The 17,428-nt window shown below is 49.6% G+C and carries 15 protein-coding genes and 1 tRNA gene; 10 read left to right on the top strand and 6 right to left on the bottom strand.

Annotation, left to right across the window (positions count from 1 at the left end; all coding sequences use genetic code 11):
* The first annotated feature begins 12 nt into the window (after positions 1–12).
* The 4 genes from cdaA to PMIT1303_RS05875 are packed head-to-tail and all read left to right on the top strand — an operon-like array spanning position 13 to position 3,645.
* Positions 13–894: a diadenylate cyclase CdaA gene (gene cdaA, locus PMIT1303_RS05890; protein ID WP_011825649.1), complete on the top strand. Its 882-nt coding sequence runs from the start codon at positions 13–15 to the stop codon at positions 892–894.
* Complete coding sequence (gene uppS / locus PMIT1303_RS05885; RefSeq protein ID WP_063397920.1) at positions 891–1,688, top strand: polyprenyl diphosphate synthase; 798 nt, start codon at positions 891–893, stop codon at positions 1,686–1,688. The genes cdaA and uppS overlap by 4 nt, the downstream gene beginning before the upstream one ends.
* 20 nt (positions 1,689–1,708) lie before the next feature.
* Entirely contained in the window at positions 1,709–2,716 is a 1,008-nt protein-coding gene (gene bioB, locus PMIT1303_RS05880) for a biotin synthase BioB (protein WP_063398000.1), read from the top strand.
* On the top strand, positions 2,713–3,645 hold the full coding sequence (locus PMIT1303_RS05875) for a rhodanese-related sulfurtransferase (RefSeq protein ID WP_063397919.1): 933 nt from the start codon (positions 2,713–2,715) through the stop codon (positions 3,643–3,645). The genes bioB and PMIT1303_RS05875 overlap by 4 nt, the downstream gene beginning before the upstream one ends.
* A 394-nt stretch (positions 3,646–4,039) precedes the next feature.
* Here the strand turns inward: PMIT1303_RS05875 and PMIT1303_RS05870 are convergent, their stop codons facing one another.
* Positions 4,040–4,477, bottom strand: a complete 438-nt coding sequence (locus tag PMIT1303_RS05870) for a hypothetical protein (protein ID WP_063397918.1) — start codon at positions 4,475–4,477, stop codon at positions 4,040–4,042.
* Between the two features lie 362 nt (positions 4,478–4,839).
* Between PMIT1303_RS05870 and PMIT1303_RS05865 the strand changes: the two genes are divergently transcribed.
* Positions 4,840–6,072, top strand: coding sequence for a glycoside hydrolase family 10 protein (locus tag PMIT1303_RS05865; protein ID WP_063397999.1), 1,233 nt, complete (start codon positions 4,840–4,842; stop codon positions 6,070–6,072).
* An 8-nt stretch (positions 6,073–6,080) separates the two neighbouring features.
* On the opposite strand, the gene pepN is transcribed toward PMIT1303_RS05865, so the two are convergent.
* The 4 genes from pepN to PMIT1303_RS05845 all read right to left on the bottom strand — a co-directional run bounded on the left by pepN (position 6,081) and on the right by PMIT1303_RS05845 (position 12,158).
* Positions 6,081–8,699: an aminopeptidase N gene (pepN, locus tag PMIT1303_RS05860; RefSeq protein ID WP_063397917.1), complete on the bottom strand. Its 2,619-nt coding sequence runs from the start codon at positions 8,697–8,699 to the stop codon at positions 6,081–6,083.
* 169 nt (positions 8,700–8,868) lie between these two features.
* Positions 8,869–10,431 (bottom strand): carotenoid isomerase, encoded by a 1,563-nt coding sequence (gene crtH / locus PMIT1303_RS05855; RefSeq protein WP_011130423.1) that lies wholly within the window; start codon positions 10,429–10,431, stop codon positions 8,869–8,871.
* A gap of 102 nt (positions 10,432–10,533) precedes the next feature.
* A complete protein-coding gene (gene trmFO / locus PMIT1303_RS05850) occupies positions 10,534–11,967 on the bottom strand; it encodes an FADH(2)-oxidizing methylenetetrahydrofolate--tRNA-(uracil(54)-C(5))-methyltransferase TrmFO (RefSeq protein WP_063397916.1) in 1,434 nt (477 codons plus the stop codon).
* 74 nt (positions 11,968–12,041) lie between these two features.
* Complete coding sequence (locus tag PMIT1303_RS05845) at positions 12,042–12,158, bottom strand: photosystem II protein Y (RefSeq protein ID WP_011130420.1); 117 nt, start codon at positions 12,156–12,158, stop codon at positions 12,042–12,044.
* A 225-nt stretch (positions 12,159–12,383) separates the two neighbouring features.
* Between PMIT1303_RS05845 and PMIT1303_RS05840 the strand changes: the two genes are divergently transcribed.
* A tRNA-Lys gene (locus PMIT1303_RS05840) sits at positions 12,384–12,455 on the top strand.
* Between the two features lie 192 nt (positions 12,456–12,647).
* A complete protein-coding gene (locus PMIT1303_RS05835; RefSeq protein WP_063397915.1) occupies positions 12,648–12,845 on the top strand; it encodes a hypothetical protein in 198 nt (65 codons plus the stop codon).
* A 671-nt stretch (positions 12,846–13,516) separates the two neighbouring features.
* Here the strand turns inward: PMIT1303_RS05835 and PMIT1303_RS05830 are convergent.
* A complete protein-coding gene (locus PMIT1303_RS05830; RefSeq protein WP_011825659.1) occupies positions 13,517–13,777 on the bottom strand; it encodes a hypothetical protein in 261 nt (86 codons plus the stop codon).
* 114 nt (positions 13,778–13,891) lie between these two features.
* Here PMIT1303_RS05830 and PMIT1303_RS05825 point away from each other — a divergent pair, with 114 nt between their 5' ends.
* From PMIT1303_RS05825 to PMIT1303_RS05815, 3 genes are all read left to right on the top strand, one after another.
* Positions 13,892–14,104, top strand: coding sequence for a hypothetical protein (locus PMIT1303_RS05825; protein WP_041374750.1), 213 nt, complete (start codon positions 13,892–13,894; stop codon positions 14,102–14,104).
* Positions 14,105–15,090: 986 nt separating this feature from the next.
* Complete coding sequence (locus tag PMIT1303_RS13980) at positions 15,091–15,273, top strand: hypothetical protein (RefSeq protein ID WP_063397998.1); 183 nt, start codon at positions 15,091–15,093, stop codon at positions 15,271–15,273.
* A gap of 1,055 nt (positions 15,274–16,328) precedes the next feature.
* The gene (locus PMIT1303_RS05815; protein ID WP_011130418.1) at positions 16,329–17,381 is read left to right on the top strand and encodes a chlorophyll a/b binding light-harvesting protein; all 1,053 of its coding nucleotides are present in this window, start codon (positions 16,329–16,331) and stop codon (positions 17,379–17,381) included.
* The last annotated feature ends 47 nt before the right edge of the window (positions 17,382–17,428 follow it).

Below are 17,428 nucleotides of genomic sequence, written 5' to 3'. Positions count from 1 at the left end.
TGGGGAGTGGGAGTGAACTTGTGGGGGGTGGTAGATCCGCGCCTGCTTGATGTTTTGTTTGCTTCGGCCCTTGGCGTCTTGCTTTTTTCTAGGGTCAATGAGCGGCGCACCCTTTGGTTGTTGAGGGGTTACCTCTTTTTGGTTGCCTTGGCCTGGTTTGTGCAGCGCTTTGAAAATCTTCCGCTCACTTCAAAGTTGGTGGATGCGCTGGTTTTGGCTTGTTCTTTGTCATTAGCGATCCTTTGGCAGGGGGAACTGAGACGTTTGATGGAATTACTGGGAACAGGTCGCCTGGCCGTTCTCCTTGGCAATCCTCAGAACGAGCTACGGGCCACCGCGAGCACCGTTGCCCAGCTTACTGAGGCGGCTGGACGCTTATCTCAGAGCCGCCGTGGAGCATTGGTTGTTGTTGATATGGGTAGTGATCTTCGTCCAGAAGACTTCCTTAACCCTGGTGTGCTGATTGATGCCCAGCTAAGTAGTGAGTTGCTGCTGAATCTTTTTGCATCTGATACGCCCCTCCATGACGGGGCAGTACTTGTGAAGGGGAATCGGATCGTTTCTGCTGGTGTCATTCTGCCTCTCTCGCGGCAGGGCATCAGCCGTTATGGCACGAGACATTTAGCAGCCTTGGGGATAACAGAACGTTTTGACCGCTGTATTTGTGTGGTGGTTTCCGAAGAGACTGGAACATTGTCCCTTGCAAGTCAGGGCCGGCTTGAACGGCCCATCACCAGTAGTCGTCTGCAGGATTTGCTTAAGGAGTTGATCGCTTCTTCATCAGGAGCAGCGGCTACAAAGGGTGCCTCTAGTCCAGTCAAAGCTTCGGCTGTTGCTACACAAGCTTCATCCAGGCTTAGCGTGAGCAGCTCTAGCGAGGAACCACTCCCGTGAGCCGCCGTTCGGCCACTAGTTCAGGCCATCCAAAGGTCTGTGCATGTCCCTCGGGGCTTGATCCCTATCGGCTGCCTAACCATGTGGCTGTGATTATGGATGGGAATGGACGCTGGGCCAAGGCCAGGGGCCTGCCTAGGATGGTTGGCCATCGAGCTGGCGTAGAAGCTCTCAAGAGAACCCTTCGTCTTTGCAGTGACTGGGGCATTGGTGCCCTTACGGCTTATGCCTTTTCTACGGAGAATTGGTCTCGTCCTGGAGATGAGGTGAATTTCTTGATGACTCTGTTTGAGCGTGTGCTTCAGAGAGAGTTGGAGTCACTTGAGCGTGAAAAGGTACGGATTCGTTTCCTGGGAGACCTTGAGGGTCTCCCATCAGGTCTGCAGGCATTGATCAGTGAGGCCACCGAGCTCACTGTTCGGAACAATGGCATTCACTTCAATGTTTGTACCAATTACGGTGGCCGACGTGAACTGGTGCTGGCGGCACAGAAACTTGCACAACGCGCTGCAAGAGGGGATCTTGATCCCACTTTGATTGATGAGAACAGTTTCGAGGCTGAGTTGCTCACGGCTGGTGAGGTTGATCCAGACCTTCTGATCCGCACCAGTGGTGAGCGACGGATCAGTAATTTTCTGCTCTGGCAACTCGCCTATGCAGAAATTCACGTCACCGATGTGTGCTGGCCTGATTTTGATGAAGTAGCTTTGACAAAGGCTCTTTTTGATTACCAGTCACGCTGTCGTCGTTTCGGCGGTTTGGATCCAATCGCAGCGAATCATCTGGGATCTTGACCGTTGGCTTCAGTCGTTCCATGACCGTGCTTATTGCCAAGGATCACACCTTTGAACCCGATGTTCATCGTTATGACTGGACAGTGGATGAGGTGCAGGAACTCTTGGAGCGACCACTTATGGACTTGCTCTGGCAGGCCCAGCTTGTGCATCGGACGGCAAATCCTGGCTACCGGGTTCAGCTGGCTTCTTTGCTCAGCGTGAAGACGGGAGGATGCCAGGAGGACTGCGCTTATTGCCCCCAGTCCATGCACAACAGTAGTGATGTTGAAGGGCAGCCCGATCTAGTGGTTCAGATCCAAACAGTGCTTGAGCGCGCACGGGCCGCCAAAGATGCTGGTGCGGATCGCTTCTGCATGGGATGGGCTTGGCGGGAGATCAGAGATGGTGCCCAGTTTGAAGCCATGCTTGCGATGGTGAGTGGTGTACGGGAGTTGGGACTAGAGGCCTGTGTTACTGCCGGCATGCTGACTGAAAAGCAGGCTTCTCGGTTGGCAGATGCGGGATTGACTGCCTACAACCACAATCTCGATACCAGCCCTGAGTACTACGACCAGATCATCACAACGCGCACATACCAGGAGCGAATCGAAACCCTTCAGAAGGTTCGTTCAGCTGGCATCACGCTTTGCTGTGGGGGCATCATTGGGATGGGGGAATCAACGCTGGATCGAGCCTCTCTTCTTTGTGTACTAGCCAATATCAACCCTCATCCTGAGAGTGTTCCTATTAATGGTCTGGTGGCAGTGGAGGGCACGCCATTGCAGGACCTCCCTGCGGTGGATCCTTTAGAGATGGTGCGCATGGTTGCGACGGCTCGAATTCTGATGCCTCGCAGTCGTGTGCGTCTAAGCGCAGGGCGTGAGCAGCTTGGCCGAGAGGCTCAGATCCTTTGTCTCCAAGCGGGAGCTGATTCGATCTTTTACGGCGATAGTTTGCTAACTACCAGCAATCCTGATGTAAAAACTGATCGCGAACTTCTCTCTCAGGCAGGAGTTCATGCGAATTGGGAGGAGAGTGACGAATGAATCTGCAAGATGATCAGACCTCTGCAGATCTATTTCAGGTAGCGACTTTCTATTCCTTTACTGCTTGGCCTGAGGTCACTATTGCCTGCTTATTGCAGGATCTGCTGAGCCTTGGGGATGAACATCAACTGATGGGAACTGTTCTGTTAGCAGAGGAAGGGGTGAATGGAACGATATGTGGATCGGTTGATGGTGTTAGAGCTTTGCTTGAGAGGTTAGAACGCGATTTGATCGATGGTTTGTTTGAGCTGAAAATTAGCTGGACGCCTGAGCAGGCTTTTCGTCGCTTCAAGGTTCGCCGTAAGGCAGAGATTGTGACCATGGGTCTTGCCGGGCTGAATCCATCAAAGACGGTGGGGACTTATGTGGACGCTCATGAATGGAATGATCTAATTGATGATCCAGATACTCTCTTGATCGATACGCGAAATGACTATGAGATTGCGATTGGGGAATTTAAAGGAGCAATAAACCCCCAAACGAACTGCTTCCGCGACTTTCCTGCTTGGGTTGAACAGCAGTTGCGTTCAATGGTTAAAGCACAACCTTCAGCACGAATAGCCATGTATTGCACAGGTGGCATTCGCTGTGAGAAGGCTACGTCTTATCTGATTGAGAAGGGCTTTACTAACGTCCATCATCTTCGTGGTGGCATTCTTCGTTATTTTGAGCAGGTATCCCAAGCTGAAAGTCGCTGGCAAGGAGAGTGTTTTGTTTTTGATCAACGTGTGGCTTTGAATCATCAGCTTTCACCTGGTGTTCATCGTCTTTGTCATGCCTGTGGAATGCCCCTCACCCCTGAGGATCAGGCGATGAATAGTTATCGACCTGGTGTTCAGTGTCGCCACTGCGTGGATCAATTTAGTGATACGGACCGTATTCGTTTTGCTGAAAGACAACGGCAGATGGAACACAGTTCTAGGAAGTAAACAACACAGCCATGAAGAAAGCGTGTCTGTATGTTTTTTTAGTTAGAGATTGGCTAAGTTTAGGCCAAGAACAGTTGAACATCTCCAAGCAGGCCTTCCAGTAATGTGACTCTTGTTGAAGTGAAGTTTTTTGGGTACACTCACGAAGGAATGCTAGTTAAATGGATGCATGAACAGTTGGTTTTGTTCGAGCAATGAATCTTGCAAGGTTGAATGAATCGCTTGCTTGCTTTGATTAGAGAAGTCTGATCAGAGACTCAGTATTTTCCTGCCGGAACATCTGCGTGGAAAGGGAAGTGGCTTGTATGGCTCCAACTCTCATGGATTTCAGAGAGCTGGAGCCATACAAGCTTAACTGATCTAAAGGAGTAAACAAGAAGCAAATTTTGAGGCTTTAAACTTGATTTGATCTCAGCTTAGATCCAATTCTTTGATTGTTTTCTCTGCCTTTGCGATGGCCATGCTTAAGGTGTGATTGCATAGGCTCTAAGCCCATGCTCTTTAGGGTGGCATTGATCTTTTTGCGGCGTTGCTCTTTTAAGGCTCTATGAGATTGCCGTCCTTTCTGCTTACAGTTTCGAAAAGCTTCTGGTGTTTGGGCAGCATCAATACAGTTCTGGGAAGCGTTGATGATGGCAATCCGATTGTCGGCACTACTTAGTTCCCATTCTTTGCGGGTCTCAAAAAGCTTCTGTTGCTGAGCTTCGCTAAGTTTGGCTCCAAAACTTTGACCACCTTTGTTGGCGTCAGCATCGCGGACGACAAAGGCCGAACCAGCAAGGGCAAAACAAGCAATCAGCCAAAGGGCTTTGGAACGTATGGAAAAGTTCATCGAGAACTCCAAAAGTTGACCTTTTTATCTTGCGCGTATGCACATGGAAAAATCTGACCAGAAGCACTGCAAAGCATGACTAAGTTTGACCGTGGTCTTCAGGTAGACCTTTGCCCATAGGCCAGACAAAAACACGTGTTGCGATCAATGCCTTTTGGATTGCGTTGTGGTCTGAGTGTTAGCAAGGATATGTAGGGGCTCAATAACGATGAAGTGCGATTGGTTTTGTTCTTTCATCTCTTTTGCTTCTTTGCTAGCAAGCAGGCTATTTATGCTCATTTTTCAGTACTAGATAGCTTCGCTACAACTTCAACCCTTCTCCACGCTTTGCTTAAATCCTGTTTTTGGTTGAAACTCTCGTCATGCCAAGAAATATGCCATGCCCTGATAACACTATGCCAGCACTCAGCTTTTGCTGGCGCTATCCCTACTTGAGAGTGTTAGTGGTTGTGTTGTTGATGATTTCTCAACCATGGGCAATTTCAGCGCAGGCATCAACTCCCCCATCAGTGGCCCAATCAAGCTTGCGTCATTTAAGTGACCACTTGCCGATTGTTGGTGTTTGGATGACCAATAGTCCGAGCCCTCTTTATTACAGCCGTAACTTGATGCATAAGGCGGTGAAAGATCTCTATCGCGCAGGCTTTACGGCGCTCTATCTCAATGTTTGGAGTCGGGGGTCCACCTTCCATCGCAGCAACTATGCCCCTGTAGAAGGGCCCCTTCAGAAAGCAGGTTTGGCTCTCGACCCTATTTGCACCCTGAGTAGAGAAGGTCATGCCCGCGGCATGAAGGTGGTGCCATGGTTTGAATACGGGCTGATGGAGCCAGATGATGCAGAGGTGGTTAAGCTTCATCCCGACTGGGTTCTTGCCAGAGCTGATGGCAACCCAGTTGTGAAGATGCATGGGAATCACCAGCGGGTTTGGCTTAATCCAGCCCATCCAGAGGTTCGTGCGCGATTCATTGGCGTAGTGATTGAGGTCATGAAGCGCTGCAAGATGGATGGCGTTCAGCTTGATGATCATTTTGCTTGGCCGGTGCAGCTTGGTTATGACCCTTACACCGTGGCTCTTTATCAACAAGAAACCGGCTCCTCTCCGCCCCGGGACTACAGCGACCGCTTTTGGATGCAATGGAGAAGGCGGAAACTGACCGGTTTGCTTAGAGAACTGAGGCAAGCATTGGGGAAGGAAAAGCTACCTGTCAACATCAGCCTTGCCCCTGGGCCTTTCAGATTTGCTTACAACAACTGGCTTCAAGACTGGGAGCTTTGGACTGTAGGCAAATTGATAGACGAGTTGGTTGTGCAGAACTATGCCTACTCACTGAAGGGATTTGCGAAGGATCTCGACCAGCCGGCCTTACGCAAAGCACCTCAATTGGGTGTCCCTGTGCATATTGGCGTGTTAGCAGGATTCGGCAAACGCACCACGCCCATGCCGGTTTTGGCTGAAAAGGTTCGAATGGCAGCTGAGCGCGGCCATGGAGTGATTTATTTTTATTGGGAGGGGCTCTGGGGACAGCACGCTGGCATCGAGGGTGGAATTCAGCGCCTCAGGCAGTTCAAGCAATTGCATGAGAAGAAAAACTAGGCTTGTTTCTAGTGTTCTGGCTGCATGAGCGTGACCACTTCTCTGGTGTTTGCAGACAGCTCTGCACTGGCCAGTTGATCGATGGCCCGGTGCATCGCCTCTTTCCTTGATGGAGCATAAGTTTGCCAACGACTGAACACTTTCACCATGCGTGAAGCAGTGATTGGGTTGCGTTGATCAATGGCGATGAGCTGATCAGCCATGAAGTTGTAACCACTTCCATCAATAGCGTGAAATACAGGAGGATTTGAAGCGAGACCACCAAGGACAGCCCTGATCGCGTTGGGTGCCATTGGGTCAAAGCGGGGATGATCTAGTAACTGTTTGATTCTTTCAAGCCCATCTGACCGTGGAGTGGATGCCTCCAGAGCAAACCAGGTATCTAGGATCACTGGTCGATCTTGCCAGCGCTCGTAAAAGCTTTTGAGAGCTTCGTCTCGCTCAGTACATTCAACGGGTTGTAGTGCCCGAAGGGCCGCTCGAGCCAAAGACATCGAGGGTCCGTTGACTGCTTCAACTGCTTCCTTGCGAACTTCGCGATCACCAGCAGCAGCTAACCAGCTCCAGGTCAGTCCTGTGAGCATGCGTTCACCTTGTCCAGCTGGCCATTGAGCCTTCCAATTCAATCGACTACGTTCAAGCAGATTCTGGAGCGGATCTGAGAGCTTGACTCCCAACCATGACTTGAGTGATTGATAGACCTGATAGAGCATCAATGGATCGGCGACATCCTGGGCGGCCTCCAGTTCAGCGAGTCCTGGCATGCCAAATAACATCGCCAGAAAAGAGGGATCACTCTCCCCTCCACTGGTGATCAGTTGATTTAGCGCTAGAGCTAAACGTTCTTCAAGTGGATTGTCAGCTTGCTTGTGAGCCCTTGCTAAAAGGATCTTTCTCCATAATCTCTGGCCTGCTTCCCATCGAGCAACGGGATCGTCATCAAGAGCAAGTAGCTGCAACGATTCGTCGACTGAGACGTCCATCTGCAACGTGATCGGAGCTGAAAAACGACGAAATATCGATAGAGCTGGAGGCTTTGCTTGCCTTGGTAGATCCCTTAGTGAGACGTTCTGCGTGTCTTGGTCCAAAACAACCAGTTTCTCTTCGCCGACTCGTCCATTTGGGCCGATCACGGCGAGGGCCATAGGAATGACTAGAGGTTCTTTTGAGGGTTGACCAGGAGTTGGTGGTGTGAACTGGCTGACCTCAAGTGTGAGTGTTCCGACTTGAGAATCCCAGTGGCGTTTGACGCAGACTTGAGGAGTTCCGCTTTGGTGATACCAACGCTGAAATTGATCAAGATCAAAACCAAGTTGTTCCCCATTTGCGCAGGCTCCTTCAGCAATGGAGTGGATAAAATCTTCTGTGGTGGCAGCAGTGCCATCAAAACGCTGCACATATAACGCCATTCCTGCCATGAAGCGTTGCTGCCCAAGCAGGGTGTGAAGCATGCGGATTAACTCTGCACCTTTTTCATAAATAGTTGTGGTGTAGAAGTTATCAATTGCCTTGTACTCACTAGGTTTAACTGGATGAGATGTAGGGCCTGAATCTTCACGAAATTGGGTGTTTCGCAGCATTGATACATCCTCGATGCGCTTCACTGCTTTTGAATGCAGATCCGCTGTGAAGCTTTGATCCCGAAATACAGTGAGACCTTCTTTTAGGGAGAGCTGAAACCAGTCCCTGCAGGTGATACGGTTGCCAGTCCAGTTGTGAAAATATTCATGAGCAACAACACTTTCGATTCGTTCAAGTTCACCATCGGTGGCACATTCGGAATCAGCCAATACAAGTTTTGAGTTGAATATATTTAAGCTCTTATTTTCCATTGCACCCATGTTGAAGTGACGCACTGCCACAATGTTGTATTCATCCAGGTCGTACTCCAGCCCATAGACCTTTTCATCCCAGGCCATAGCTTTTTTCAGAGAATCCAAGGCGTGACAGGTGTAGGATTCGTCTCCATTTTCAACATGCAAACGCAATAGAACTGAGCGTCCAGATGTGGTTTTGAAATGAGCTTGAACTTCTTGAAGTGCCCCTGCAACCAAAGCAAAGAGATAGGCAGGCTTAGGATAGGGATCGTCCCAAATTGCCTCATGTCGCATTGGATCTTTGGCTAAAGTCCCTTTGCTCACAAGATTTCCGTTAGAGAGCAACACTGGATAGCGCGTCAGATCCGCCTCAATTCGTACTCGATAGCGACTGAGCACATCAGGTCGATCAGGGTGGAAGCAGATGCGACGGAAGCCTTCTGCCTCACATTGGCTTGTGAGCATGCTCTCGCTGGCATAAAGCCCTTCTAGTGAGGTGTTGCTGAAGGGATCAATTCGGCAGATGATCTTCAACTCAAAAGGATGAATTGGTGGCTGATGGAGAACTAACTCACGGCTCGATAGGCTGTAGGCATCCGTTGGTACAGAACTGCCGTTTATAACAATGGAGTCCAACTCCAGGTCTAACCCCTGAAGGACTAAAGGAACTTTGCTTGTTAAGGCAGGCTCGATCTGCATGGAGCTGGAGATCACGATGTGCTGTTCTTCGACAACAACATCCAGTTCAATGTTAGGAATCTGGAAGGGATATGGCCTGTAATCCGCTAATCGGGTGGTTGCTGTTGTCATGGGGGAGTGATTGTTTGTAGAGATTTTTGAGTTTGAGCTTCCGCGCTAATTTCCTGATGACATCAATTGAGATTTGCTAGCCATACCGTGGAATAATTTCTGCTGCTGTCTTGTACTTCAAGTTCGTTCTGGCAACGACTGTCTTCTATGAAGATCTCTAGAAGATGGCTCAATTGGGCAGGGCCCAGGGGTTGATCCCTAAATCGGCACCGATGAGATGGGAGCAGGCAAAGCCACTAAAAGCAACTGCATTTAGGCCTTGGCCAGGGAAACAAGAGTCGCCGACGCAATAAAGCCCTTTGAGTCCAGTGCGGTTAAAGGGCATGGTGAGAAGGCCTGGTAAACGACTTGAGGGGATTGGCCCATAGCTACCCTGAAATCGTCCTAGGAAACGTCGATGGCTACGAGGAGTGCCCACCTCTCGGTGAACGATGGCTTGACTTAGGCCAGGCAGGATTTTTTCGAGTTTCCTGATTAGACGATCAGCATCAGCTTGCTTTTTGCTGTTGTAGGTCGCAGGGCTTAGGTCTTGCCATGCCTGCATTGAGGATGGTGTGAAGGCGTGGACGATGTGATGCCCCTCTGGCGCCAGGGATGGATCCAGGAGAGTCGGCATCGAGACGAATGCGACACCCTGTTCACTCTCCATTTCATCCCAGCTTTCTAGGAGCAGATGGTGGCAGTGGCTGTTGGCTGGAATGGCCTCGTTACGGACTCCAAGGTGAAGAGAGAGGAAGGATGGCGATGGCACATAGCGGCGTCGCCAGGTCTGCTCCGCTGCGGGTGTGTGTTCTGCATCCACCAGGGCCTGTTTGGACCCCTCACCGCTGAATGTGTCCCAGCGAGTGGCGTTGGATATCACCCTGCGGGCGTGGATGATTTCTCCATTTGCTAGCTGTACACCAACAGCACGGTTATCTTTCAGCACCACTCGTGTGACCCTTGCCTTGTAGCGGATCTCACCACCATGACGTTGCATGCCTTTGACGAGCTTTTGGGCTATCACACCAACGCCTCCTCTGGGGTAGTTGATGCCACCGGCATGGCGATCTGAAAACACCATGCCAGCATTGATCATCGGTGTGAGGTCGGCAGGCATCACTGACCAGCAGAAGCATTCAATGTCGATGAACCGCAACAGTTCTGGGTCTTTGATGTGACGCCTGGCTACATCACCCACGTTGACGGGCAACCAGCGCGCAAGACCGAGACAGGCCAGGGGGGACTTGAAAAAAACTTTGGCCAGATAAGTGGGATCCTCGATCGATAGCAGTGGCATTGCATCCAGGCAGTTGAACACTTGCCAACAGATGTCGTAAAAGTGACGGATCCCCTTCGCTTCGTGGGGGAAGCGTGCGGTGAGATCAGCAATGAACTGCTCGTATTTCCGATCAACTGCGAGCTCTAATCCTCCAGGAAGGTGGTAGGCGAGTTGGGCGGGGTCAGGCAGGGTGTCACAGTGCTCCCCCACATCGGCCAAGGCTCGGGTGAGCAGGTTGGTGTATCCCTTTTCTCCGAACCCGAAGATCATTGATGCACCTACATCAAAGGTGTAGCCCTCTCGCTGGAATGAGCCGCTACTACCACCTGGGATTGTGTAGCTCTCCAGAACAAGAACCTTGGCACCTTTGACAGCTAGCTGACTGGCGGTGACCAGGCCGCCGATGCCCGAACCGATAACCACAGCATCCCAAGGCTGTGTTGCGTCTTTTTCGATGCGGATAGGTTCCATGGCATGGTCTCAACAGCTTGACGCTAAGGGCTTGCATGCAACTCTGAACCCGTCAACTCTGACTGTGAAGTTTGCGGCAGCATTGCTGGAGAGATTAAAGAATCAGTTTGATGCTTGCCCTGCTCGAGACGATGATGAACTCCCTATCTGGACAGGGGCCTTTCTCGTGCCCCATTGTTGCTGGGCTTCCTCAAGCATCGTGAGCGCCCTATCTCGGTAGGCACCGTAGCGTGCGCGTTTAGCGTGGATTCGCTCGGCAAGTTCTGGCAGAAGGCCGAAATTTGCGGGCATCGGCTGGAACTCACCTTTGCGGCCCCTAAAGCAGTCGCTGTCACTCACAAAGTGTGTAAGGGCACCGATCATTGTTGTGGAAGGGAGCGTAATGGTGTTGAGACCCATTGCCAATCTCGCTGCATTGTTTCCAGCAAGCCAGCCTCCAGCTACTGCAGCGGTATAACCCTCTGTGCCGGTGATCTGTCCAGCAGCGAGGAGGTTGGATCGTTTGCTGAATTGCAGGGTTGGTTCAAGTAGCTGCGGGGCTTCGAGAAAGGTATTGCGGTGCATGACCCCAAAACGCACGAATTCAGCCTGGTGCAGGCCTGGAATCATTTTTAGGACTCGCTTTTGTTCGCTCCATTTGAGATTGGTCTGAAAGCCCACCAGATTCCAGAGACGACCCTCGTGATCTTCTTTGCGCAGTTGCACAACTGCATAAGCCCGCTTGGAGCGACGCACGTCTCGATCATTGAGATCGCCCCAACGGGGATCCCAGAGTCCGATTGGTTTGAGTGGGCCGTAGCGCATTGTGTCTTCGCCGCGACGAGCAAGCTCTTCGATTGGTAGGCAGCCCTCGAAAAACTTGGCAGATTCCTTATCGAACTCTTTGAGCTCGGCTTGCTCAGCATTGAGCAGTGCCTCCCGAAAGGCAAGGTATTGCCCTTTGTCCATCGGGCAATTCATGTAGTCAGCGTCACCTTTGTCGTAGCGGCTTGCCCGAAATGCCAGCGTGAGATCGATACTTTCGCCTTCGATAATTGGACTGGCGGCATCAAAGAAGTGGCATTCGCTACGGCCGGTGAAGGTGCGTAGGTTTTCTGCAAGCAATTCACTGGTCAGAGGACCCGTTGCCAGCACAGTGATTTGTCCTTCACCTGGAAGGTGTTCCTGCTCGTGGCGCTCGATCGTGATTAGTGGATGGGCAGAGAGTTCTTTGGTAAGGGATGCACTGAAGGAAGCCCTATTGACAGCTAGTGCACCACCAGCAGGTACGGCGTGGCTGTCGGCTGTGCGGATCACGATTGAGCCCAGCCGGCGCAGCTCTTCCTTGAGTAGGCCGGCAGCACGATCGCTACTCAGAGCGCCAAAGCTATTACTGCAGACCAGCTCTGCGAATTCACTGCTGTAGTGAGCTGGTGAGTGCTTGATCGGCCGCATCTCTATCAGCCTGACAGGCACGCCTGCTTGTGCTATTTGCCAAGCAGCTTCTGAGCCAGCCAGGCCGGCTCCTATGACAAGCACAGTAGGGAGGGAACTCAAGAGTTCAGGTCATTCGGCATTTGGCCTGAACTCGAGCTTAGGCAGTGGCCATTTGGGATGGCCATTGCGGATTTTTAGCCTTTGTTTTTGCTGACAAGCCCCAAGCCCTGTTGCTTTAAAGCAGCACCGCGGATGTTGATAAAGGCCCAGGTGGCGGCAAGTAAAATAGGGAGGAGAACGATGAGAATCATGAGGGGGCTGATCGCTTAGTGGATTTTGCAGAGAACCGATTCTACGGACTTACATGAGGCCAAGCATGCTTGGCCTCAGCAGCTGATCGAATTTTCATCAATCACTTTAGGTCCTTAATCTTCAGTTGATGCGGTGGCTGCATGGATACTTTGCCAAGGTGTCCTTTTTGCTCGATAGGCTGCATGATAATTTTCATGCGTGCCTGAATGGCATGCCCAAAGGGCGGGTCGCTAGCTCAGCGGTAGAGCATTCGGCTTTTAACCGACTGGTCCTGCGTTCGAATCGCAGGCGACCCACTTCAGTCAGGCCAGTTGATCTCAGGGAAAACCCTTGAAGTCACTGGCTTTTTTCTTGCCCTGAAGAGCCATCAAAGACTTCGGATGTCTTCGTTGGGAATCGGCTCATGTCGCGCATTGTGATAAGGACTTAGGCAGGGGATAGGAAGGATCAACCCTTAGCTTGAGGGCAAAGTTGTATTAAAAGGAACAATGGCGACAGCCGCTGAAAAACGTGAGGACATCAAAAGCAAGCTCCAAATTCTGCGCAAGGAATTGCGGGAGATCCATTCGAAAGTGATGGAGGAAAGCACGATGCCCGAACCCGGCGAGGTGCGTGCCTCGATGACCAAATTGGAAGAGCTGCTTGAAGTACTTGAACCCAAGTCAGCGAAGAAGTCGAAGAAGTAAAACTCATGACCTGACATTCCTGGGAGGATTTTTAAAGACCACTAGGAATTCGCCACTGTCTTCGTCATCTTCGATGACCTAGCTCCAGCTGTATGCGTCGAGAGCTACTCGTGGATTCTCGATGAGGACTGGCTTGAGTTGCGTCGCCTCTTCGAAGGTTCTTGCCACTTCTTCTTTGATTGGCTTGTCGGGGGCAATGGCTATTTCAACGTCATAGTCCTGGGAGTTGAGTCATTTGATTTTTTTCGATCATCCTTGACTCGTTTGTTGATCCAGTTCTCGGCTCTTGTTCAGATCCACTCTGGTCTTTAGCTCCCCCAGCTTGAGTGCCATATCCCAAGCCCAAACCTTTAATAGGTTTAAATACCTGGCTTAAGCGGCTTCGGAATACTAAGGCAACGGGATAAACCCCTTTGGCTGAGGGGGGAGGGGAGCGCATTCGTGGAAATGGACGTGTAATTTTTTTAATACTGTTTAGTTCTAGCAGCGCATCTCAGGGTTTTCATCCGGCTTTTTAAACCGGCTGGCCCTGCGTTCGAATCGCAGACGACCCATCTCAATCACAACAAGGGGCTAGGGCCAAAAAGCTTTGGCCCTTTTGAGTTTGAACACTGTGATGGTGGTTTTGTTGAGCTTGTTGTGGTCAGCTTGCAAAATTCGTGCGTGCCTTGTCACTCCTGAGCGACTTTCTTGAAGACAACTAGGAATTCGTCACTATCTTCGTCATCTTCGACGACCCAGCTCCAGCTTGATGCGTCGATTGCTACGAGTGGATTTTCGATGAGGACTGGCTTGAGTTGCGTCGCCTCTTCGAAGGTTCTTGCCACTTCTTCTTTGATTGGCTTGTCGGGGTCAATGGCTATTTCAACGTCATAGCCCAGGGAATAGCTTCTTTCCCCTTTTACCGACCCATGGTGTAGCTCGTTTTTCAATCCAGTTCTCGGTTCTGGTGGACAAATGCACTCTGTTGCGTATTTGTGCTCATGAGTGTGAGACGACACACTTTCCGACAAAGTGCTGGCTTGTTATCGAAAAAGAGTTTCTCGATGTCTACAGCGAGTGAGAAACGTGAAGAGGTCAAGGCCAAGCTTCAGGGCCTCCGCAAGGCCTTGCGGGTCATGCATGCAGGGGTGCTTGAAGAAACAGTGCTCCCTGAGCCTGGTGATGTTCGAGCTGCTATGGCCCAGTTGGAAGCTCTACTCGAACTGTTAGAAAGCAAGTCGGCTAGAAAATCGAAGTCGAAAGAGTCAGCCAAATGACTTAGAGCTGTTTTTTTGTCAATCCTCACTGTTGTAGGCATGAGCTATTCGGAACTGTGCTCAGCTGTGAGTCTGGATCCAATTCGATGCGGATTTTGCCAATCCATGCAAGATCAATTGCTGTGTATAGTTGAAAATAATTTTAAGGCGGAGTGGTAGAAGAATGATGCGCTTGATTTCTAGAGATCTGAAGTCTTCGTAGTAATGCCTCAAAGGTTTACGAATTCCCCTAACAGTAAATGACTTTCCCATGGGGTTTTTGGTGTTCTAATCAGGCTCAAAGAGCAAAGCTTCTGAAGCTAATAATTTGCCTTGAGATGGGGGCTTCAAAAGATCTATCAAAGGGGAGACCTTGCATTCTTCTTGTTCAACCGATCATGTGAGCAAGATCACTAAGATCAGTGAGAGGCCTCAAGGCTTCTTCTACTTAATGAAATCAGGCTGGTAGACAACGGGCATAGAGCCCTCACGCTATCCAAAAGATGAAATCACAGCTCGCCGTCACATGTCTTTTAGTTGCAATGGGAATATGCATTCAGGACCAATATCCCCAACAGATGAACGCTAAAGCAGAGTCGCGCAGAGTTCTTTGTTCAAAGCAAATTGGCATCCCATTTGGAACCGACAACATGACCGACCTTCAGTGGGAAAAATTCGGACAATGCATTCGTGAATCTTTGTCCTGAGAGTTGCATGAACTGTGCTCTTGTACCGCAAAGGAGTAGGGCTGATCCTTTGCCTAATTGCGGTTTGGTCTGTTGAGGAGGCTTCGCTTACGATGAGGGAAGTCTGAGGAGCCCGCTCAGATTGATCTCATCAGCATCGTGTTTGGGTAGTTTCAAGAGGGTGCGGATATAGTCCCGTGATCCATTGCTAGGCCGTAAGAGAGTCTCGGTGCTTACGAGCCCATCTTTTTGTTGAGACTTGGTTGCAACTTAGTGGATTTGTGGCGAGATTTGTGTAGTGGTGCACACCTGATTAAAGTAATGGCTGTTCGCTCGCTTACTACAGTTACCCTTAATCGAGTCAAGGAAATCATTGATCGCTTAGCCACTGGGGAAGCAGTAAGTCTGGAGGAGAGGATCAAATTGCAGAAGTATGCAATTCACATTCCGTTTATTGCTGTGATGTTGAGCAAAGCCATTCGAAATCGATCGGAGCTGAAATGAAATGCATTTATTGAACGAAGCGGGTGCTCCAAGCACCCTTACGATTGCCGCAGTGGTGCTTGCTATCCTTACTTCAAGTTGGTTGTTTGGCGCATTGATAACCCTCCTCACCAAAGGTAATAAATAACCTTACTTGGTAAAAAAAATTGAGTGTAGAGAATAAATGAGCCATACACTTTTTCTATTCCTTGCTTCGTGAAAGACCCTGATTGGAATAGTGACTAATATTGGTTTTCTAATCATGTTTATTGAATTGATTTTTTTTATAAGAAGCATCCAAGCAAAGGAACTGAATGAATCCCTTTGGCTTTTCCCTTGCTATCCAAGAGATTTACCCCTTCATAACTATGCAGACAACTTCGTAATTTGAGTCTCCTTACTAGTAAGTCATTTTGGCAGGGTTAATGTTAGATCGATCTTTGCTGATGAGCTGGAACTGTCCATTTCAGAATCTGAAGGGGTTTTCCTTGATGAGCTGAAACCTGATGAATTTTTTTACCCTTATTTAGCTAAAGATCCACCATGAACTAAGTGAGGCTTACTCATTAGCTTGGCTGTTTTCAACAGATTATTGAAGTGCCACAAGTGGATTTTCTCGGAATCAGATCAGATGCTTCTTTATAGCGTTGTTAAGACACGCATAGAAAGTGACTGATGACAAAAGCTGATTCTCAAACGGTTGGGGAATCGATTTCCAGCGAGTGTTTGGCACCTCTGGAAATGGTTGAACTGAATCTCGAGCAAAATACGCACTTTATTTTCTTGACCTGCAAGGCCTAATCCCACATGACTTGATCTTGCCTGAACCATGGCAGGCCTTCTGAGTGGATTGTGAGATGTGTGCCCCTTAGCAAGACCCTCCTCTAATTGTCAGCAGATTGTGCCAGTAAATTGATTGACAGTAAGTAATTATGCCTAAAAATCACTTTTTTTTAGCATAAACACCTAGGTAATTAGCACTATTTTCCTGCTCAAGTGGAGTGTTGTTACAGGTTCTAGGTGAATCCCTTAGTAAAGGTTCATAATGCTGCTGGCGTTTCTCTTGCTCCGTTCTCGTGCAAACTTATGGAAATCCTAACCCCACCTATGGGTGGTGGGCAGGAAATGCTGGAACTACAAATCGATCAGGAAAATTCCTGGCAGCGCATATTGCCCACACGGGTTTGATGGCCTTCTGGGCAGGATCGTTCACCTTATTTGAACTTTCCCGTTATGACCCCTCAGTCCCCATGGGGCATCAGCCTCTGGTTGCCCTCCCTCATCTGGCAACTCTCGGAATAGGCGTCGGTGATGGTGGTGTCATAACTGATACTTACCCAATTGTTGTGACGGCAGTCCTGCACCTGGTCCTATCCATGGTTTATGCAGCTGGCGGACTTATGCACTCCCTTCTATTCAATGGAGACATTGGCGAAATGGGAGTTAAGTGGGCTAGAAAGTTTGACTTTAAGTGGGATGATCCAGACAAGTTGACCTTTATTCTTGGTCATCACCTATTCCTATTAGGACTTGGCAACGTTCAATTTGTTGAATGGGCTAAGTATTACGGCTTGTATGACAATGCAGAAGGGGTAGTACGAACTGTAGTACCAAACCTGAACATTGGCATGGTATGGAATGCTCAGTTTAATTTCCTAGCTATTAATAGCCTGGAAGATGTAATGGGCGGCCATGCCTTCCTCGCATTGTTTATGATGTCTGGTGGCCTTTGGCACATTGTTACCAAGCAAGCTGGTGAATACACCACGTTTAAAGGCAAAGGAATCCTTAGTGCTGAAGCTCAGCTCTCATGGGCCCTTGCAGGTGTAGGTTGGATGGCTTTAGTTGCTGCCTTCTGGTGTGCTTCTAACACAACCATTTATCCAGATACATTCTTCGGTGAAGTTCTAGATCTCAAATTCAGTATCTCCCCTTATTGGGTTGACACTGCAAATCTTCCTGAAGGAACCTACACATCACGTGCTTGGTTGACCAACATCCACTACTACTTGGGCTTCTTCTATATCCAAGGTCATCTGTGGCATGCCCTCAGAGCTCTCGGATTTGATTTCAAGAGAGTTTCCAATGCTATCGGCAATGCCGACAGCGCAACAATTACTCTGAACTGATTGGTTCTCCAGTAATTAAATTAAGCCCTGCACTCATGTGCAGGGCT

It is taken from the genome of Prochlorococcus sp. MIT 1303 (genome assembly GCF_001631965.1).
Classification (GTDB): Bacteria; Cyanobacteriota; Cyanobacteriia; order PCC-6307; family Cyanobiaceae; genus Prochlorococcus; species Prochlorococcus marinus_D.
The sequence above is the reverse complement of the archived record's forward strand: the minus strand, read 5'-3'. Positions and strand labels throughout refer to the sequence as shown.